General features: G+C 66.5%; 21 protein-coding genes. 6 read left to right on the top strand and 15 right to left on the bottom strand.

Features of this window, described 5'->3' with window-relative positions:
- Positions 1-26: 26 nt before the first annotated feature.
- The gene (locus tag ACODSL_RS06940) at positions 27-830 is read left to right on the top strand and encodes a GIY-YIG nuclease family protein (protein ID WP_488899933.1); all 804 of its coding nucleotides are present in this window, start codon (positions 27-29) and stop codon (positions 828-830) included.
- 1,065 nt (positions 831-1,895) lie between these two features.
- On the opposite strand, the gene ACODSL_RS06935 is transcribed toward ACODSL_RS06940, so the two are convergent.
- Positions 1,896-2,456, bottom strand: a complete 561-nt coding sequence (locus ACODSL_RS06935) for a hypothetical protein (RefSeq protein WP_488899932.1) — start codon at positions 2,454-2,456, stop codon at positions 1,896-1,898.
- A 117-nt stretch (positions 2,457-2,573) separates the two neighbouring features.
- Positions 2,574-3,446 (bottom strand): oxygen-dependent coproporphyrinogen oxidase, encoded by an 873-nt coding sequence (gene hemF / locus ACODSL_RS06930; RefSeq protein WP_488899931.1) that lies wholly within the window; start codon positions 3,444-3,446, stop codon positions 2,574-2,576.
- Positions 3,447-3,678: 232 nt separating this feature from the next.
- On the opposite strand from hemF, the gene petA reads away from it, so the two are divergent.
- From petA to ACODSL_RS06915, 3 genes are read left to right on the top strand one after another with little or no spacing between them, the layout of a single operon-like run.
- Entirely contained in the window at positions 3,679-4,227 is a 549-nt protein-coding gene (gene petA, locus ACODSL_RS06925) for a ubiquinol-cytochrome c reductase iron-sulfur subunit (protein ID WP_488899930.1), read from the top strand.
- Between the two features lie 5 nt (positions 4,228-4,232).
- Positions 4,233-5,519 carry a cytochrome b gene (locus ACODSL_RS06920; RefSeq protein WP_488899929.1) on the top strand — a complete coding sequence of 429 codons (1,287 nt, stop codon included), beginning with the start codon at positions 4,233-4,235 and terminating at the stop codon, positions 5,517-5,519.
- A 6-nt stretch (positions 5,520-5,525) separates the two neighbouring features.
- Positions 5,526-6,320, top strand: a complete 795-nt coding sequence (locus tag ACODSL_RS06915; RefSeq protein WP_488899928.1) for a cytochrome c1 — start codon at positions 5,526-5,528, stop codon at positions 6,318-6,320.
- Between the two features lie 51 nt (positions 6,321-6,371).
- On the opposite strand, the gene ACODSL_RS06910 is transcribed toward ACODSL_RS06915, so the two are convergent.
- Positions 6,372-7,154, bottom strand: coding sequence for a hypothetical protein (locus ACODSL_RS06910; RefSeq protein ID WP_488899927.1), 783 nt, complete (start codon positions 7,152-7,154; stop codon positions 6,372-6,374).
- 117 nt (positions 7,155-7,271) lie between these two features.
- Here ACODSL_RS06910 and ACODSL_RS06905 point away from each other — a divergent pair, with 117 nt between their 5' ends.
- Positions 7,272-8,141 (top strand): S-methyl-5'-thioadenosine phosphorylase, encoded by an 870-nt coding sequence (locus tag ACODSL_RS06905; RefSeq protein WP_488899926.1) that lies wholly within the window; start codon positions 7,272-7,274, stop codon positions 8,139-8,141.
- A 50-nt stretch (positions 8,142-8,191) separates the two neighbouring features.
- Positions 8,192-8,776, top strand: a complete 585-nt coding sequence (locus ACODSL_RS06900; protein WP_488899925.1) for a DUF1579 domain-containing protein — start codon at positions 8,192-8,194, stop codon at positions 8,774-8,776.
- Between the two features lie 38 nt (positions 8,777-8,814).
- Here ACODSL_RS06900 and ACODSL_RS06895 read toward each other — a convergent pair whose 3' ends face one another.
- From ACODSL_RS06895 to cobS, 12 genes are all read right to left on the bottom strand, one after another.
- Entirely contained in the window at positions 8,815-9,489 is a 675-nt protein-coding gene (locus tag ACODSL_RS06895) for a dienelactone hydrolase family protein (protein WP_488899924.1), read from the bottom strand.
- A 2-nt stretch (positions 9,490-9,491) separates the two neighbouring features.
- Positions 9,492-10,172, bottom strand: coding sequence for a dienelactone hydrolase family protein (locus ACODSL_RS06890; RefSeq protein WP_488899923.1), 681 nt, complete (start codon positions 10,170-10,172; stop codon positions 9,492-9,494).
- 22 nt (positions 10,173-10,194) lie between these two features.
- The gene (locus ACODSL_RS06885; protein WP_488899922.1) at positions 10,195-10,947 is read right to left on the bottom strand and encodes a hypothetical protein; all 753 of its coding nucleotides are present in this window, start codon (positions 10,945-10,947) and stop codon (positions 10,195-10,197) included.
- 47 nt (positions 10,948-10,994) lie between these two features.
- On the bottom strand, positions 10,995-11,744 hold the full coding sequence (locus ACODSL_RS06880; protein WP_488899921.1) for an SIR2 family NAD-dependent protein deacylase: 750 nt from the start codon (positions 11,742-11,744) through the stop codon (positions 10,995-10,997).
- On the bottom strand, positions 11,744-12,130 hold the full coding sequence (locus ACODSL_RS06875; protein WP_488899920.1) for a DUF6841 family protein: 387 nt from the start codon (positions 12,128-12,130) through the stop codon (positions 11,744-11,746). The genes ACODSL_RS06880 and ACODSL_RS06875 overlap by 1 nt, the downstream gene beginning before the upstream one ends.
- A gap of 40 nt (positions 12,131-12,170) precedes the next feature.
- A complete protein-coding gene (locus ACODSL_RS06870; protein ID WP_488899919.1) occupies positions 12,171-12,614 on the bottom strand; it encodes a hypothetical protein in 444 nt (147 codons plus the stop codon).
- A gap of 71 nt (positions 12,615-12,685) precedes the next feature.
- Complete coding sequence (ychF, locus tag ACODSL_RS06865) at positions 12,686-13,786, bottom strand: redox-regulated ATPase YchF (RefSeq protein ID WP_488899918.1); 1,101 nt, start codon at positions 13,784-13,786, stop codon at positions 12,686-12,688.
- A 55-nt stretch (positions 13,787-13,841) separates the two neighbouring features.
- On the bottom strand, positions 13,842-14,468 hold the full coding sequence (pth, locus tag ACODSL_RS06860) for an aminoacyl-tRNA hydrolase (RefSeq protein ID WP_488899917.1): 627 nt from the start codon (positions 14,466-14,468) through the stop codon (positions 13,842-13,844).
- A gap of 92 nt (positions 14,469-14,560) precedes the next feature.
- Positions 14,561-15,169, bottom strand: coding sequence for a 50S ribosomal protein L25/general stress protein Ctc (locus tag ACODSL_RS06855; RefSeq protein WP_488899916.1), 609 nt, complete (start codon positions 15,167-15,169; stop codon positions 14,561-14,563).
- A gap of 126 nt (positions 15,170-15,295) precedes the next feature.
- Positions 15,296-16,363: a hypothetical protein gene (locus ACODSL_RS06850; RefSeq protein ID WP_488899915.1), complete on the bottom strand. Its 1,068-nt coding sequence runs from the start codon at positions 16,361-16,363 to the stop codon at positions 15,296-15,298.
- A 238-nt stretch (positions 16,364-16,601) separates the two neighbouring features.
- Complete coding sequence (locus ACODSL_RS06845; RefSeq protein WP_488899914.1) at positions 16,602-17,537, bottom strand: ribose-phosphate pyrophosphokinase; 936 nt, start codon at positions 17,535-17,537, stop codon at positions 16,602-16,604.
- Positions 17,538-17,769: 232 nt separating this feature from the next.
- The gene (gene cobS, locus ACODSL_RS06840; RefSeq protein ID WP_488899913.1) at positions 17,770-18,774 is read right to left on the bottom strand and encodes a cobaltochelatase subunit CobS; all 1,005 of its coding nucleotides are present in this window, start codon (positions 18,772-18,774) and stop codon (positions 17,770-17,772) included.
- Between the last annotated feature and the right edge of the window lie 11 nt (positions 18,775-18,785).

Below are 18,785 nucleotides of genomic sequence, written 5' to 3'. Positions count from 1 at the left end.
ATGGGTTGGGGAGCCGCGAGGCTCCGATGCTGACGTTCGCGCGGAAAAACCAAGGCACGCTCAAACCCGGAAGACAGCCGACCACATATACGAAGACGGTGTTATCTAAGGTCGATTGGAAGACCGACTACATCGTCCAGTACATACCTCTCTCCACACCGGAACCGCGTCAGCCTGAACTCGTGGGCAAGCTGGTTTCAATGGTCTCAATCTATCCCGTGGAAGGCCCGTCACGCAGCTTCGTCGACCCCGATAAGGAGGTCGCTTGGGACATCGACCGATGGCCTGACGCTGTGATGATGCGGGAGGTCTTTTGGTTCGTGAACCCTCCCGTTCTTAAGAATATCGTCTCGCCCGAATTGTTTGGCTCGATGACTTCCAACTCTCGCAACAGGCTCGGCGAGCCGGGGCCCGAGCTTTACGAGGCCATCAAAGACATGGAAGTCGTGCCGGTCCTCGACCCTTATCGGTCCGAGACTGCACTGAACTACCTGAACGGTGTGGTGGCTGAAAATTTGTCCATGCAGGTCGTCGCCAACCGACGCAAGGGCAAGGCTGGGTATGTTTATGCTCTGTCACTCAAGGAGCATCCGGGCTTGCTTAAGATCGGATCAGCATTCGATCCTCAGGTTCGCGCTCTCAACATGAGCACGGGCATCCCGACCGACTTTGTGATTGAGGATGCGGTGCTGTTCGAGGACTGCCGTACTGCTGAGCGCGCAATCCACACCGTCTTAGTCGGGGACCGGCATAGACCCGACAGAGAGTGGTTTAGGTGTGATCCCAGTCGCTTTCGCGAGATCGCGTTGAAAACACCGGGCGCAATCTAGAACCGCGAAGAGCTGACCCTCACTTCTGCTTTCCACCCGTTGCGGACGTTCGGAAGGTCCGCTTGCGGACGGGGCAAGAGCGGAAAGGGATGTCCGCTAACCACCCTTTAGCCAAAGATCAGTCCGCCCCGTGAGCAGAGCCTCGAGGCCATTGGGACGCCGTGCTGATCGCCAGCGGGAAAAGGGGTGAAAGTGTTGCCGGATGCGCGGACCTTGTCTAACGTGTGGGTGTACTTTACTCGATGTAGCCCAGCACTTCGGACCAGCGTTTTTTATTTTTTGGGGGGGTAGACTTGCGACTTCAAAATCTATCGAAACTCGCCGCGATCGCGCTTGCGACTGCCAGTACGACCGCTTTAGCCGCCACCGGCGGCCCGGAACAGTATTGGTTGGACTACGGAAACACTCTAAGTCAGTACATGGGCGGCGATGTGTTCTATAAATGCAACAAATGTGGCAGTGCTGGCTCCCCACCATTTGGCCGCGTCATCGTCATTTCAACATACCGTCCGCTCTGCGACCTGCGCCTTCGCGTCTACTATCCGGCGTATACGAACCCGTCGGGCGAAACCACCGATGCGTTTGAGTCGACTTGGGGCCCAGACGTCTTCAAGGACGTGACAAGCGTTACCTTATCCGGGAATACGGTTTCTCTCGGCTGGTCAGACGGCGCTCGTAGCGTCTTCACGTTCACGGGGACGAGATCTGGGGGTGCCCCGGTCGTCGCCCGGCTTCTAGAAGGCCTTAGGACGATGTGTGCCGGCAATTCGGTTGGTCCTTGGGAGGGTTAGTGGAGACTCGAATAAGCGTTGCGGCAGCCTGCCTGGCCTTCGCGGCGACTTGGGCCTTGGCCCCGTCCACTTCCACACAAAGCGCCAACCGGCGAGTACGCCGCCCTATCTCGAGACCCAACTAGGAAGCGCAGGCTGTCGGCGTTGGGGAACGGGTGCACGTCACTACGGTGTCCGCTAGCTGAGCAGGTGCCAATGTCCGCTAACCACCCATTGCGGACTTTCAATCTGACGCCGGTGTGCACAGATTAAACGGGCCTGATGGACATCCGTGTCAGTAGTCGAAGTGCTGCAGGTAGGCCCGGCCCTCGCGCGGGCACCAGTTGATCACATAGTCCAGAGGGTGGGGCGGGTCGCTGAATGTGTCACCGCTATAGGTGACATCCTCCAGGCACGGCTGCCTGGGCCACCAGTCGGGCGGATACCACCCGCGCGCCTCGGCCGTGTGCGCGTCGAACGGTTCGGTCTTCATCCCGGACGCGGATGCGAAGGCGCCCATCTCATCGGCTGTGATCCTGACCTCGGCATAGGTCTGCGCGGTGTCGCCGCCATAGACGCGTTCAGCGCGAAGGACCTGGTCGCCTGACCGGACCAGACCCGGAACGACCTTGGAGCCATCAGCCTTGCTCAAGCTCTCGTGGTGTATCCGGGACAGGTCGATGACCCCGTAGATCACACAGGCGGCCCACACGAGAACGAACGCCGCCGCCGCGCGGAACACTCTGGTCCGAAAGCGTTTGCCCCTGACCGGAAGCAGCGCGGCAATGAGCGCGGCCAGTCCGGCAAGGCCGGTCGCGATAATGCCAATCAAGGCGAAGGCGATGATGTAGCCCACGGTCGTGATCCAGCTCCCTTCTGGGAGTTCGAATGCTGGGACAGTTTGCGAATTCGCTCAGCGAACGCCGGGCCCGACCTGCCACGGGCGGAATTCGCAGACTCTCACCGAATTGATCTACGGCCACTTCACCGTCGGCGGCATCGAGCTGAGGATCGACTCGACGTTGCCGCCGGTCTTCAGGCCGAAGGTGGTGCCGCGGTCGTAGAGCAGGTTGAACTCGACGTAGCGGCCGCGGCGGATCAGTTGCTCCTCGCGCTCCGCGGCCGTCCAGGGTTCGGCCATCCGGCCGCGGACGATCTTCGGATAGATGTCGAGGAAGGCCTTGCCGACGTCCTGGGTGAAGGTGAAGTCGCGGTCCCAGTCGCCGCTGTCGTGGTGGTCGTAGAAGATGCCGCCGGTGCCGCGCGGCTCCTTGCGGTGGGCCAGATAGAAGTACTCGTCGCACCAGGCCTTGTATTTCGCGTGCCAGGCCGGGTCGTGGGCGTCGCAGGCGGCTTTCATCGCGGCGTGGAAGGCGAGGGTGTCGGGATGGTCCTGCCGGCGCTGTTCCTCGAGCAGGGGGGTCAGGTCTCCGCCGCCGCCGAACCAGCCCTGCGTCGTGCAGATGAAGCGGGTGTTCATATGCACCGCCGGTACGCGCGGGCTGGCCATGTGGGCGATCAGGCTGACCCCGGTGGCGAAGAAGCGCGGATCCTCCTTCGCGCCGGGCATGTTGGCCGCCATCTCCGGCGTGAAGGTCCCGAACACCATCGAGGTGTGCACCCCGACCTTCTCGAACAGACGGCCATGCATCATCGACATGACGCCGCCGCCGCCGGCCTCGCGGATCCAGGGCTTGCGCTCGAACCGTCCCGGGGCGCCCGGGTAGAGGTCGGCCGGCGCCTCGTCCTCAAGCGTCTCGAAGGCGTCCAGGATCTGGTCGCGCAGTGATTCGAACCAGGCGCGGGCGCGCGCCTTGCGGTCTTCCAGAAGGGCATTGTCGCTCATGAATCGGCTTTTACAGCCTCTCCCGCCTGCGTCCATGCGGCGCGGATTTCCATATTCCCGCGATGGTCTGTTGAAATTGGGCGAGACGCGCACTAATCGGTCCTGCCACGGGGCATCATCGGGACGGGGCTCAACCCAATATGGGTCAAGCCGCGCAGGCCGATGACGATGCCCCGCAAGGATTTGCGAGCCGCGCCCTGTCGTCGCGGCCTTTTCGAAGGGTGATCTCAAGGTGGCCCACACCGCCGCGGACGCAACCAACCCCGTCGCCGGAGATGATCCCTCCCGGCGCGACTTCATCCACATCGCCGCCATCACCGCCGCCGCAGGCGGGGGCGTCGCGGCGATCTGGCCGTTTGTCGCCCAGATGAATCCCTCGGCCGACACCCTGGCCCTCGCCAGCGTCGAGTACGATCTGACCAAGATCGAACCGGCTCAGCAGGTCGTCATCAACTGGCGCGGCAAGCCGCTGTTCATCCGCAACCGCACGCCGGCGCAGATCGCCGCCGCGGTGAAGGACGATAACGCCGCGATGAAGGATCCCGAGACGGACGCCGCGCGCCACAAGGAAGGCAAGGCCGAGTGGCTGATCCTGGTGGGCTCCTGCACGCACCTGGGCTGCGTGCCCACGGTCGGCGGCGGTGACTACGGCGGCTGGTTCTGCCCCTGCCACGGCTCGGTCTACGATACGTCCGGCCGCATTCGCAAAGGCCCGGCGCCGAAGAATCTGGTGGTGCCGGACTACGCCTTCCTCTCCGACACCAAGGTCAAGATCGGCTGATAGAGATGAGCGGACATTCGACCTACGAACCGAAGAACGGTTTCTCTCGCTGGCTCGACGCGCGACTGCCCGTCGGCCGACTGGTCTGGGACAGCTTCGTCGACTACCCGACGCCGCGGAACCTGAACTACTGGTGGACCTTCGGCGGCATCCTGTCGCTGTGCCTCGGCGTTCAGATCATCACCGGCATCGTCCTGGCGATGCACTACACCCCCAGCGCCGCCGGCGCCTTCAACTCCGTCGAGCACATCATGCGCGATGTGAACTACGGCTGGCTGCTGCGCTACATGCACGCCAACGGCGCGTCGATGTTCTTCATCGCCGTCTACATCCACATGCTGCGCGGCGTTTACTACGGGTCCTACAAGGCCCCGCGCGAAGTGCTGTGGATCCTCGGCTGCGTGATCTACCTGCTGATGATGGCCACGGGCTTCATGGGCTACGTCCTGCCCTGGGGCCAGATGAGCTTCCACGGCGCGGTCGTGATCACCAACCTGCTGGGCGCCTTCCCGGTGGTCGGCGACGCCATCACGACGCTGCTCTGGGGCGGTTTCGCCGTCGACGAGCCGACGCTGAAGCGCTTCTTCTCGCTGCACTATCTGCTGCCGTTCATGATCGCCGGCGTGGTCGTGCTGCACGTCTGGGCGCTGCACGTGGTCGGTCAGAACAACCCGACCGGCGTCGAGCCCAAGTCGAAGACCGACACCCTTCCCTTCACCCCGTACGCGACGGTGAAGGACGGCTTCGCGATGAGCCTCTTCCTGATCCTCTTCGCGGTGTTCGTGTTCTTCATGCCCAACGCCCTGGGCCACGCCGACAACTACATCCCGGCCAATCCGCTGGTGACGCCGACGCACATCGTGCCCGAATGGTACTTCCTGCCGTTCTACGCGATCCTGCGGGCGGTTCCGGACAAGCTGATGGGCGTGATCGCCATGTTCGGCGCCATCGCCTGTATCTTCGCCCTGCCGTGGCTGGACACCTCCAAGGTGAAGTCGATGCGCTACCGGCCCCAGGCCAAGCTCTACTTCTTCATCTTCCTGGTGGCCTGCGTGATCCTCGGCTTCTGCGGCGCCAAGCTGCCTGACGACCAGGTCATCCCGGGTCTGGCCACCGGCATCGCGCCGATGGGGTCGGACCTGAACAGCTGGGTCTGGCTGTCGCGGGTCGCGACGCTCTACTACTTCGCCTACTTCCTGGTGGTGATGCCGGTGCTGGGCCTGATCGAAAAGCCCCTGCCGACGCCTGAAACCATCTCCTCGCCGGTTCTCGGCGGCGAACACAAGGACTGAGCCCCGATGCTGCGCAAAGTCACCCTGCTCGCGGCGGCCCTGCTCCTCGTTGGCGGTCCCGCCCTGGCCAACAGCACGGCCCACGAACCCGAGCCCGTCGCCTTCAGCTTCGAAGGACCGTTCGGCCGCTTCGACCAGGCCCAGGTCCAGCGGGGCTACAAGGTCTATCGCGAGGTCTGCTCGGCCTGCCACAGCATGAACCTTGTGGCGTTCCGGAACCTCGGTGATCCGGGCGGTCCGTTCTTCGATCCGAAGTACCCGAACGCCAACGACAACCCCGTCGTGAAGGCTCTGGCCACCGACATCCAGGTCCCGGACATCGACAGCGAAACGGGCGACCCCATCACCCGTCCCGCGACCCCGGCCGACCACTTCCCGGCGCCGTTCCCCAACGCGATCGCGGCCAAGGCCAGCAACGGCGGCCTCGCGCCGCCCGACCTGTCGCTGATGGCCAAGGCGCGCGAAGGCGGCCCGGAATACATCGCCAGCCTGCTGCAGGGCTTCGGCCCGCCGGCGCACGGCGTGACGCTGTCCCCGGGGCAGCACTACAACAAATACTTCCCCGGCGGGGTCATCGGCATGGCGCCGCCGCTCGCGGTGGACAAGGTGTCGTTCGACGACGGCACGAAGTCGACGGTCAAGCAACAGGCCGAGGACGTCGCCGCCTTCCTGATGTGGGCCGCCGAGCCGCACATGGAAGCCCGCAAGCAGATGGGCTTCTCGGTCCTGATCTTCCTGATCCTGTTCTCGGGCCTGCTCTACGCCAGCTATCGGCGGGTGTGGCGCAACGAGAGCCACTAGGCTCTGGAAAGACCTGATGATTGGAGGCCCGGGAGCAATCCCGGGCCTTCTTCATTTGGGGCTCAGCACCAGCCGGCCATGCGCGATATCGAGCCGTACGCGCCAGCGGGACCAGAGGTCGGTGCCGAGCGCTCCGGCGAGGGCCGGATCCAGGTCCGGGGCGAGGGCGGCCGTCGCTTCCTCGAAGAGCATGCCGGCGAACGACAGGGCCCTCAGTCGGGCTGGTGCAACGCCGCGCGGCGCCCGCTCCGCCTTCGGGCTCGGCCGTGAGAATCGCGCCGCCGCCAGACGCACCGCGGCGCGTGAACTGAAGTCGACCACGAAGGCGCCCTGCCGCGCCCGGCTGTCATCGGACACCGCAGCCGCCACGGTCGGCACGCCGGCGATGGTGTGCACCTCCAGAGTCCGGCTTCCCCGTCCGGGCGTCGGTGCGCCGCGCCGGGACAGGCGCAGACGACAGGGCGAAAAGTCGATATCGACCACGTACCGGCTCAGCACATCGGCGCCGATGACGCCGGTGATCGGCGTCGGAAATCCGGGCGCCCGGCCGTCCAGATTGGCGACGGTGACCGCTACGGTCGCCAGGGGCTCTCCGGCCAGATGGCCGCCGGCGGAGAAGGTCGGCGGCAGGCCTTCCATCTCGGCCCGGGTCTCGTGCAGTTCGGTCCGCGGGGACGAGGGATCGAGCAGCCAGTCTCCGGCCACGCCACCGATTTCCGCCGACGCCACCACCGCCCCATTCTCGAACCAGCAGGCCGCGTCGCCGGCGCGGGCGATCGCAGGTGAAGCCAGGGCGAGGCCGAGTCCGAGCATCAGGGCGGGACGACAGGTCATGCGGTACAGCCTGAACCCCGAATCTCGACCCGGCAAACGCCGCGTTCAAGCCTGTCGCTGTGGACATCGCGCGCGATCTGTCGGACTTCAGGCGGACCTGAACACGGGAGCGCGGGCATGGCGGGCTGGACCCTTGGGATCATTGGCGGCTCGGGTCTCTACGACATGGAGGGGCTGGAGGACCGCGCGACCCTGACGCTGGCCAGCCCATTCGGCGCGCCATCGGGAGAACTGACCACCGGCAGGATCGGATCGACGCGACTCGTCTTCCTGCCGCGTCATGGTCCTGGCCATCGCATCCCGCCTGGCGGCATCAACGCCCGCGCCAACATCGACGTGCTCAAGCGGGCCGGCTGCACCGACATCCTGTCGCTGTCGGCGGTCGGGTCCCTGCGCGAGGACCTGTCGCCCGGAACCTTCGTCGTCGTCGACCAGTACATCGACCGCACGGTTGGCCGGCCATCGAGCTTCTTCGGCGAGGGGCTGGTCGCCCATGTGTCGATGGCTGACCCGGTCTGCCCGCGCCTGTCGGGGCTGGCCGCCGAAGCGGCGCGAAACGCCGGCGCCCGGACGGTCGAGGGCGGGACCTATCTTTGCATGGAGGGGCCGCAGTTCTCGACCCGCGCCGAAAGCCATCTCTATCAGTCATGGGGTTGCGCGGTCATCGGCATGACCAACATGCCGGAGGCCAAACTGGCCCGCGAGGCCGAGCTTCCCTACGCGTCCGTCGGCATGGTCACGGACTACGACTGCTGGCGCGAGGGTGAGGCGGCCGTGGAGGTCGGGCACATTCTCGAGGTCATGAACGCCAATACGACCCGCGCCCGCGCCCTGGTCCATCAGCTTGCCCTGTCGCTGCCGGCGGACCGGCAGGCCTCGCCCATCGACACCTGCCTCGACTGGGCGTTGATCACCGCGCCGGACGCGCGTGACCCCGCGATGATCGCGCGGCTGGACGCTGTCGCGGGGCGAGTCCTGAAGGCTTGACGTAGAGAACTTTGTAATTCAGAGTGTGGAGGTTCAGCAAGGAGAACGCCATGCGCCGTTCCTTCGTCGCCGCCCTCGCGGCTCTATCCATTGGTTCCGCCGTACCGGTGCTCGCCCAGGCCCAGCAGGCCGATCCCGCGACTCTGATTGCAGCGCAAAAAGCCGCCATGGCCCCGTTGTCGCGCATGGATGGCGTCTGGCGCGGCCCGGCCTGGTCAATCCTGCAGGGCGGCGTGAAGCATGACATCACCCAGACCGAGCGCATCGGGCCGTTCCTCGACGGCGCGGTCAAGATGTTCGAGGGGCGTGGCTACAACGCCGACGGTACGGTCGGATTCAATGCCCTCGGGATCATGTCCTACAACCCTACCACCAAGGCCTGGACCCTGACGTCCTGGGCCCAGGGCCGGGCCGGCGTCTTCCCGATGACCATCACCGACGACGGCTACATCTGGACCGTCCCGGCGGGTCCCAATGCCACGATCCGCTACACCGCCGTGATCACCACCGCCACCTGGCGCGAGATCGGCGAGTACGTCGTGGAGGGCCAGCCGCCCCGCCAGATTTTCGAAATGAACCTCAAACGCGTCAGTGACAGCAGCTGGCCGGGCGCCGGCGCGGTGCCGAAGGAGTAGCCGGGCAATCCTCCGCGCTCGCGGGGGGGAATGCCGATCTACATCTCGCCCTTTGCGCCGCCGCTCCTGTGGAACAGCTGGAGGGTCCGCAGCATCGCCAGTTTCGCGCTGTCTTCGTGGTAGCCGCTCGGAGCAACGAAGGCGTGACCGGCGGGGTAGAACCAGGCCGGCAGGTCCGGATGCGCGGCGGTGATCGCGGCGACGGCCTCCGGAGGGATAGTCTCGTCATGCGTCCCGAAGTGCAGGATCGTCGGGACCTTCGGCGCCTCATCGAGGCGGTTGACGATGTCGCCGCCGTAGAAGCAGGCGACGGCCGACAGGCCCTCGCAGCGCGCCGCGGCCAGCCAGGCCGTGCTGCCGCCGAAACAGAAGCCCAGCAGGAAGACCGGCCCCTCCAGCGCATCGATCGCCGCCTGGACGACGTCCATGGCCGCAAGGCCCCAGCCTGACGCCTCGCCCAGCGCCAACCGCTCGCTCAGGATCGGAAATTCTGTGTCGAGTTCGGGAAACGCGTTCGTCCCGTCGAGCAGGCTCGGCGCGATCACCTCATAGCCTTGCGCCGCCAGGCCGTCGCAGAAGGCCCGAATATGTGGCGTCACACCCCAGATGGCGTGCAGCACCACGAGCCCGCCCCGGCGGGCGTCACCCGGCGCCGCGCGCCAGACTGAGAAGGGTTTGCCGCCGCGCGTGGCGAGGGCGATGCGCTCGCCCATGATCAGCCCGCGCCGTTGGCCTCGAACAACGCCACCGTGCGCTGACGGGCGAGTTCCGCGTCCGCGAGGTCCGAGTCCGGCCGGCCATCATTGTTGAACCCGTGTCCGGAGGCTTCGTAAATGTAGACCGGCACCTCGGGATGCGCAGCCTGCACCTTGGCCTTCACGTCGTCGCAGGGGATGTGGCCGTCCTTACGCCCAAGGTGGAGTTCCACGGGGCAGGAGAGAGGCAGGGCAGCCATGCCGGCGACCTGACCGCCGTAGTAGCTGGAGCCGGCCGAGAGGCCTTTGCAGCGCGACGCCGCCAGCCAGACCATCGTCCCGCCGTAGCAGTAGCCGACGATGAATACCGGGCCCCGGGGGCTGAGAAAGTCGATGCAGGCCTGGATGTCGCTCATGGCGTTGTCCGGGCCGTTGGCCATGGCCAGTTTGACGGCCGCCTGGACGCCGTCGTCGGTGTGCTCGGCGGTGAACCCCGGCTGCTGCCGGTCATACATCGACGGAGCCAGCACCTCGTAGCCGCGGGCCTCCCAGCGGGCGACGTCCTCGTGGACGTATTTGTCGAGGCCGAAGATCTCCTGGATGACGATGACCCCGCCCTTGCGCGGGCCCCCGGGCTGGCCATGGAGCGCTGCGAAGGCGAAGCCGTCGTGGCCGGAGGTGAGCTTGATCATGTCGGCCATGTTGGCGAGGTCCTTGAACGGGCTAACGGGATTTGAAGACGAGGCCGCAGGCGGAGGGGGTCGCGGCGCCCGAGCGCGATGATCCGAAGTACAGCTCGGTCAGGCGAAGCAGGCCGTCGGGCCCAAGGCTGGCCCGGCCGGTTAGGTCCGCGTCCACGGGCCGGTAGTTGCCGCCTGTCGGCGTGAACTCAACCACGCCGGTGGCGGGGTCGAACGTGTAATCACCCCAGTAGTCGACATAGGTCTCGAACGGCGTCCAGGTAACCTCGAACTGGCCGTTCGGCTTGAAGTGCAACTCCCTCAAGGGCGTTGCGCTCGCGGGGCATTGGCTGTCGCCGACTTCGGTCCAGTAGCCGGTCAGGACCACGGCATCCGCTGCGACCACGACAAACTCGGCGGTCGCGACATCGTTGCCGATCCGCGCGGTGATCTGGACCTTGGCGCCCGCCGAGGCATCGTCGGCGATGGTCAGATGCGTATGGTCAGCCGAGAACCGCGCCAGCGCCGGGTCCGATACCTTCCAACCCGTAATGCAGGCATTCGGCACGGTTCCGCCCCACGGGTGTTTGGGCCCCCGGCTATGGACGAACACCCGCATCGTGCCGCCCTGACGGGTCAGTTCGGGGGAAAGGCTGAGGCGGTAGACCTCGTCCCTGGCCTCCTGGCAGGCCGCCTTGAGGGCGGCGCCGGTCAGCGGTGTCGTCTCCGCCGAAGCGACCGTCGGCGCGATCAGGGCCAGCAGGGCGGCGAGGACAATCAGCAGGGCGCGCGGCATGGGCATCCCCCATTGTTGCAGTCGGCCCACCACGGCGGCAACCGGCGTCAGGCCAGGTCCGGCGCGATCTCGGTCAGCACCGGGCCGATCTCGTCGTGCAGAACGAGGTCGGCGTAGCGATCCATGTCGGTGGCTTCGCGATTGACGATGGCCAGCATCGCGCCATTGCGTTTGGCCAGCAGCGGGAAGCCCGCGGCGGGAAACACGACCAGCGAGGAGCCGAGCACCAGGAACAGGTCGCAGGCCAGCGTCGCCTCCTCGGCCAGCAACATCTGGTCCTGCGGCATGGGTTGGCCGAACGAGATGGTCGCGGTCTTCACCAGTCCCCCGCAAGATCGACAGGCAGGAATCTCGCCGCGCTCCACGAACGCGGGCTTGAGGTGGTGCAGTTCGTGCCGTCGCGCGCAGCTCAGGCAGGTGGCGTAGCTGGCATTGCCGTGAAGCTCGATGATCCGCTCGTCGGCGATCCCGCTGTCCTGGTGCAGGTTGTCGACGTTCTGGGTGATGACGGTCATCACCTTGCCCATCGCGACCATCCGGGCGACGGCGTCATGGCCGGCGTTGGGCGCGCGGCCGACCCAGCCGGCCGAACCGTTGAACACCCGCGTCCAGGCCTCCCGGCGCATGTCCTCGCGGGCGACGAAGTCCTGGAACTGGATCGGCTTCATCTTCGACCAGACGCCGCCGGGGCTCCGGAAGTCGGGAATGCCGGACTCGGTCGACATGCCCGCGCCGGTGAACACCACCACCCGCCGGGCGTCGTCGATCATCCGGGCCAGTTCCGTGCGGCGACTCATCAGGGGGCGAAGCTCGAGCGGGCCTTCACGCCCCAGTGGCCGTTCTCGCAGGTGACGACATAGATCGAGTCGAACCCGCCGATGACCGAGCCGTCGGCGCGGTAGCGCGTGAACCGCGTGTCGAAATGCACCTTGTCGGCGCCCGCGTGGATAACATCGCGGCGCTCCCAGGCCGAGTGATCCCAATCGCTCAATGCGCCCTGATCGAACATGCCCGCCTGGTGATAGCCGGGCTCGATGATCGCCAGCGTCCCCGACGCCAGCCGCACGCTGGGAAAGTTGAAGGTCTTCTCCCAGGCGGCCAGGTCGCGAGCATTGAAGGCCGCCATGAAGGCGTCCAGCACACCCTGCGCGGCGGCGATGGCGTCGGCGTGATCGGTGGTCATGCGGCCACCCTAGCGCGCTCGCCGCGCCGGTCAAAAGGCCTCAGCCGGCAGCGCGGGCGTAGCTCTTCTGAATCGTGGCGCAACTGCCGTGCATCTGCGGGTAGTAGGCGGGGTCCATCTTCAGGGCGATGACGGCGAACTGCCACTGCTTCATGTCGCGGCCGACCTCCGGCATGGCGCTGTTGAACGGTATGCCCCGATCGGTGGCGACGCGGCGGCTGGCATCGGCGAAGAAGTTGACGGCGACGGTGCGCGCGGACTCGGCCTCCGTCGCCTTGCCGGCCGCGGCCAGGTCATTGGCTTCCTCGGAATAGGCAGCCGCGCAGTAGGCCAGCGGCCTGAACCATGCCTGACCCTTGAAATCGGCGAGAGGCCCCGCGGCGTTGGCCGGCACCGTCAGGTCGGCAGCGGCCGCCGGAGCCGCCAGCGCCAGAAAGCCGGCGGCCAGACCGGACAACAACAGCAGGCGCGACATGTCGATCATCCCTCCAGAATCCTGACCGGATTCTGGCGGCGTTCAGCCGGGATCGCATCCCATGAAGGGGGGTAGGGTGATCAGACGTTGAAGCGGAAGTGCATCACGTCGCCGTCCTTGACGATGTACTCCTTGCCTTCGGAGCGCATCTTGCCGGCATCCTTGGCGCCCTGTTCGCCCTTGAAGGCGACGAAGTCGTCGTAGGCGATGGTTTCGGCGCGGATGAAGCCCTTCTCGAAGTCGTTGTGGATCACGCCGGCCGCCTGGGGCGCGGTGCAGCCGACCTCGATGGTCCAGGCGCGCGCTTCCTTGGGGCCGACGGTGAAGTAGCTCTGCAGGCCCAGCAGCGCGTAGGCCTCGCGGATCAGCCGGTTGAGGCCGGGCTCATGCAGTCCCAACGTCTCGAGGAACTCGCTACGCTCGGCCGGGTCCAGCAGGGCGATCTCGCTCTCGATCTGGGCCGAGATGACCACGCTCTTGGCGTTGTCGGCCTTGGCCCGCTCAGCGACCTTGTCGGAGAAGGCGTTGCCCTTGTCGGCCGAGCCTTCGTCGACGTTGCAGACGTACAGCGCCGGCAGCGAGGTCAGCAGCTGCAGCATGTGCCAGGCCTTGTAGTCGTCCTTGCTGATCTCGGCGGCGCGGGCCGGCCGGCCATTGCTCAGCTGCTCAAGGGCGATGTTGATCAGACGCAGCGTGTTGGCCGCCTCCTTGTCACCGCCGGACTTGGCCTTCTTCTCGACGTTCGGCTTGCGCTTTTCGAGGCTCTCGAGGTCGGCGAGCATCAGCTCGGTCTCGATGATGTCGAGGTCCGACAGCGGGTCGATGCGGCCCTCGACGTGGGTGATGTCGGTGTCTTCGAAGCAGCGGGCGACGAACGCCACCGCATCGCAGTCGCGGATGTTGGCCAGGAACTGGTTGCCCAGGCCTTCGCCTTTCGACGCGCCGCGCACGAGGCCGGCGATGTCGACGAAGTTGATCCGCGAGGGGATGATTTCCTTGGACCCGACGATTCCGGCCAGCACTTCCAGCCGCGGTTCGGGCACGGCCACGTCGCCGGTGTTCGGCTCGATGGTGCAGAACGGATAGTTGGCGGCCTGGGCCGACGCCGTCTGGGTCAGGGCGTTGAACAGGGTCGACTTGCCTACGTTGGGCAGGCCGACGATCGCGACTTTCAGGGCCATGGAACTCTCGAACGAAGGGGTGGCGCGCCTATAGCCGATTGGCGCGGGATTGTCGTCAGGCGTCGCCGTCGCGCGGCGGCTTGCGCGGATCGGCCTTGGCGGCCGGAGCCAGGCGCATCACTTCGGCCTGGTAACGATCGTCATCGCCGGCGGCGGCGAAGGGCAGAGCGTCGGCCAGGGCGTCGAGCATCGGATCGAGCCAGACCCTGTCGACCTTGTGAAAGTCGCCGAGCACGTAGTGCATCACCGCGTCCTTGTCTCCGGGATGGCCCACGCCGATGCGGGCCCGGCGGAAGTCGGCGCCGACCTGGGCGGTGACCGAGCGAATGCCGTTGTTGCCCGCCGCGCCGCCGCCGGTCTTCATGCGGAAGCGGCCGGGCGCCAGGTCAATCTCGTCATGAAAGACGATGACGTCCGCGGGCTTGAGCTTGAAGAACCGCACCGCCTCGCCGACCGACCGGCCGCTCTCGTTGTAATAGGTCTGCGGCTTGAGCATCAGCAGCTTCACCGGGCCGTCCGGCGTATCGATCTGACCTTCGCAGGCCAGTCCCTGGAACCGCGCGCGCCAGGGCGCTGTGGCCCAGCGACGGGCGATGGCGTCCAGCGCCATGAAGCCGACGTTGTGGCGGTTCTTCTCGTACTTGCCCCCGGGATTGCCCTGGCCGGCGAGGATCAGCGTCATGTCGATCTCCCTGCGGCGGTTGCGGGCGGGGGCTCAAACGAAAACGGGCGAGCCAAGGCCCGCCCGTTTCCAGATAACGATGCGAGGCCTGATCAGGCTTCGGCTTCGCCTTCACCGGCGGCGATCTCGGACATGCCGGCCGAGGACACCTTCAGCGTGGCGAGCACGAAGTCGCGGTCGGCGACGACCGGGGTCACGCCCTTCGGCAGGGTGATCTCGCCGATGCGGATGGTGTCGCCCAGCTGGCTCTTGCTGAGGTCGTAGACCAGCTCTTCGGGAATGGCGTCGGCCGGGCAGTTCAGCTCGACGTCGTGACGCACGATTTCCAGCGAGCCGCCGGCCTTCAGGCCCGGGCAGATGTCCTGGTTCTTGAAGTGCACCGGAATGGCGATGCGGACGGTGGAGCCCTCCTCGACGCGCAGCAGGTCGAAGTGGACCGGCTCGTCCGTCACCGGATGGAACTGGATGTCCTTGGCGATGACCGGCTGGCTCTCGTCGCCGTACTTCAGCGTCACCAGGTGGCCGTGCAGCTGACCGGTGTGGAGCGACTTGCGGAACTCGTTGGACTTCACCGAGATCGCGACGGGGCCCTTGGGGCCGCCGTACAGGATGCCCGGCACCTTGCCGGCGCGGCGGGCTTCACGGGCGCCGCCCGTGCCGGTGCGGTCGCGGACTTCGACGTTCAGGACGATCTCGGCCATGGTCTTACGGTTCTCAAAACGAAGTCGCCGCGGCAGACAGTTTCCGCGCGGCGACGGTCGGTGAATTCAGGGTGGGGCTCGATACACGCTTTCAGCGGACGGCGCAACGCCGCCCGCCGAAGAGTCTTAACGCCGGACGGGAGGCTTCTTTGCCGGCGTCGCGGCGGCCGTCTTCTTCTTCGGACCGCTCGGCGCCACGACCGGTTCGCGGATCGGTTCGGGCGGCATCGTCGCGCCCGACCACTTCACCATGCACGACCCGGTATCGATCAGGATGTGCTGGCCGAGGCAGAAGATGTCCTCGTAGTGCGGCTTGGACACGGCCAGGCACTGATAGAGGTTCAGCTTGGCCATGTTCAGGCAGTAGGCGGCGTTCGGCTCGGCCGACAGGGTGGTGATGGCGTTGAGGTTCTGGTCGCCCGCCTCGCCGATCGCGGCCAGGGCGGCCAGCGTCAGGCCGCGCACGACCAGCGGCGACCAGGGCGGCGGGGCGCTGACGGCGGTCAGTCCGAGCTGGGTGGCGGCGGCGGGGCCGGTGCTGGCCTGCTGCATGAGCATCAGGTCGGCGGCGTCGCCGGTCATCGGCGTGGCCGACAGGGACTTGGCGGCGATCAGCCGGCCTTCGCGATCCGGCACCGAGACCTTGGACCAGGCGCTGTGCTGCACGGAATAGGCGGCCTGCTTCACGGCGCGGCCGTTGATGACCATCCGCTGGCCTTCATTGCCGAGGGCCTGCAGGATCAGGCCGGCGGCGCTCTCGGCGCCCGGCAGGATGGTGGCCATGTTCGGGTTGGAGATCAGCTGGTCGCGCATGGCGATACGCTGGGCCGGATCGGCGGCCACCTTGCGCAGCTCGGCGACAAACGTCGGGTCCTGCAGCGCCACGATGGCGGCGTAGGCCACGGCCCCGCGCAGGAATTGCTTGGGCTCATAGGCCGCGGCGGTGCGCAGCGAGATCTGGATCTGCTCGCCGCTCTGGAAGTCGGGCGAGATGGCGTTGGCGCGCATCATGTAGCCGCGCCAGGCGCTGGCTTCCTGGATCAGGCTCGGCGCCAGGGTGATCGGCGGCGGCGCGGGCGGCGCGGGCGGCGGCGGCGGCGTGCCGCTGTCGACGGGACCACAGCCGGCCAGAACGGCCGCGAGGGCGAAAGCGGCAAGCGCCGGCGCGAAACGCGCGGGAAGGAGATTTTTCATGAACACAGCTTCCCCGTCACATCCGGACCAAGTCAATAGAACGCGCCTGAGCGGCGAGAATGTGACACCGCGGGCCAGAGGCTCTCTTAGCACGCGAAGGGTGGGCCGGAGGTAAACAGATCGGGACTGTGATTCGAGGGTAGGGAGTAGGGAGTAGGGAGTAGGGCGTAGTCGTCCGGCGCACGCCGCCATCGCCGCGCCTACCCTTTGCTACTCCCTACTCCCTACTCCCTACGCCCTAGTCGAACAGCTTCGACACCGACTCCTCGTTGGCGATCCGGCGGATGGCCTCGCCGATCAACGGGGCGCAGGAGACGGCCCGGATCTTCTTGCAGGCGGCGGCGGTGTCCGACAGCTCGATGGAGTCGGTGACCACCAGTTCCTTGAGCACCGAGACGGCGACCCGCTCGGGCGCGGCGCCCGACAGCACGCCGTGGGTGACATAGGCCGAGACCTCGGTCGCGCCGTGTTCGGTCAGGGCCTTGGCCGCATTGCACAGGGTGCCGGCGGAATCGACGATGTCGTCGAACAGGATGCAGCGGCGGCCGGAGACCTCGCCGATGATGTTCATCACCTCGCTCTGGCCCGGGCCCGAGCGGCGCTTGTCGACGATGGCCAGGTCGGCGGTCAGCCGGTTGGCCAGCGCCCGGGCGCGGACCACGCCGCCGACGTCGGGTGAGACGATCAACAGGTCGTCGGTCTTGCCGTAGCGGGCGCGGATGTCCTGGGCCAGCAGCGGCACCGGCAACAGGTTGTCGGTCGGGATGTCGAAGAAGCCCTGAATCTGGCCGGCGTGCAGGTCCATGGTCAGAACGCGGTCAGCGCCGGCGCGGGTGATCAGGTTGGCCACCAGCTTGGCCGAGATCGGCGTGCGGCCGCCGGTCTTCCGGTCCTGCCGGGCGTAGCCGAAATAGGGCAGCACCGCCGTGATCCGCCGCCCCGACGCCCGCTTGAGCGCGTCGATGCAGATCAGCAGCTCCATGAGGTTGTCGTTGGCCGGGAAGCTGGTCGACTGGATGACGAACACGTCCTCGCCGCGGACGTTTTCGTCGATGGTGACGAACACCTCGTTGTCGGCGAACCGGCGCACCTGCGCCCGCGTCAGCGGCATGTCGAGATATTCGGCGATCGCGGTCGCCAGCGTGCGGTTTGAGTTGCCGGCAAGCAGCTTCATCGAACGACTCTTCGCGCTGGGGACGTTGGGCGGCTTCTAGCAGGGGACGCGCCGGGGGCAAGGCGGATTCGCCCCTGGAACGGCGGGGATGCCCCGGGAATCTTTCAGCCTGTCCCCGGATCGGGGATGGTGAGGGGAAATTCGTCCCTGGGCGGCGGGTTGGAGGCAGTTCTCCCAACCAACGCCGCCCATCCCGGCGAAGGCCGGGATGGGCGGAGTGGGGGCGGTGGCCCTAAGCTACCTTCACCCGCGCCGCGCTCTCCGGCAGATCCTCGCCGAACGCGCGCTGGTAGAACTCCGCGACCGTCGGCCGCTCGAGTTCGTCGCACTTGTTCAGGAAGGTCATGCGGAACGACAGGGCCAGATCGCCGCCGAAGATCTCGGCGTTCTGGGCCCAGGTGATCACCGTGCGCGGGCTCATGACGGTCGAGATGTCGCCGTTCATGAAGGCGTTGCGGGTCATGTCGGCGACGCGGACCATGGCGGCCAGGGTGCGGCGGCCTTCCGGGGTGGCGTAGCGCGGGTTCTTGGCCAGCACGATCTCGGCCTCGGCGTCATGGTCGAGGTAGTTGAGCGTGGTGACGATCGACCAGCGGTCCATCTGGCCCTGATTGATCTGCTGGGTGCCGTGATAGAGGCCCGTGGTGTCGCCCAGACCGATGGTGTTGGTCGTCGAGAACAGGCGGAAATAGGGGTTGGCGCGGATCACGCGGTTCTGGTCGAGCAGCGTCAGCTTGCCGCCCGCTTCCAGCACGCGCTGGATGACGAACATCACGTCCGGACGGCCGGCATCGTATTCGTCGAAGACGAGGGCCATCGGGCGCTGCAGGCACCACGGAAGAATGCCTTCGCGGAATTCGGTGATCTGCTTGCCGTCCTTCAGGACGATGGCGTCCTTGCCGACCAGGTCGATGCGGCTGACGTGGCTGTCGAGGTTCACGCGCACCATCGGCCAGTTCAGCCGGGCGCAGACCTGCTCGATGTGCGTCGACTTGCCCGTACCGTGGTAGCCCTGCACCATCACGCGGCGGTCGAAGGCCAGGCCCGCGACGATCGCCAGCGTGGTCTGCGGGTCGAAGCGGTAGGCCTCGTCGAGATCCGGCACATGCGGGTCGCGATGGCTGAACGCCGGGACCATCATGTCGGAGTCCACGCCGAAAACGTCGCGGATGGAAACCTGCTTGTCGGGGACGAGGCCCAGCAGGGGGTCGGAAGCGGTGTCGATCTGATCAGCCATGATGATTGACC

The sequence above is a fragment of the Caulobacter sp. FG121 genome (genome assembly GCF_057809815.1).
This window is presented reverse-complemented; position numbering and strand designations above follow the sequence as displayed.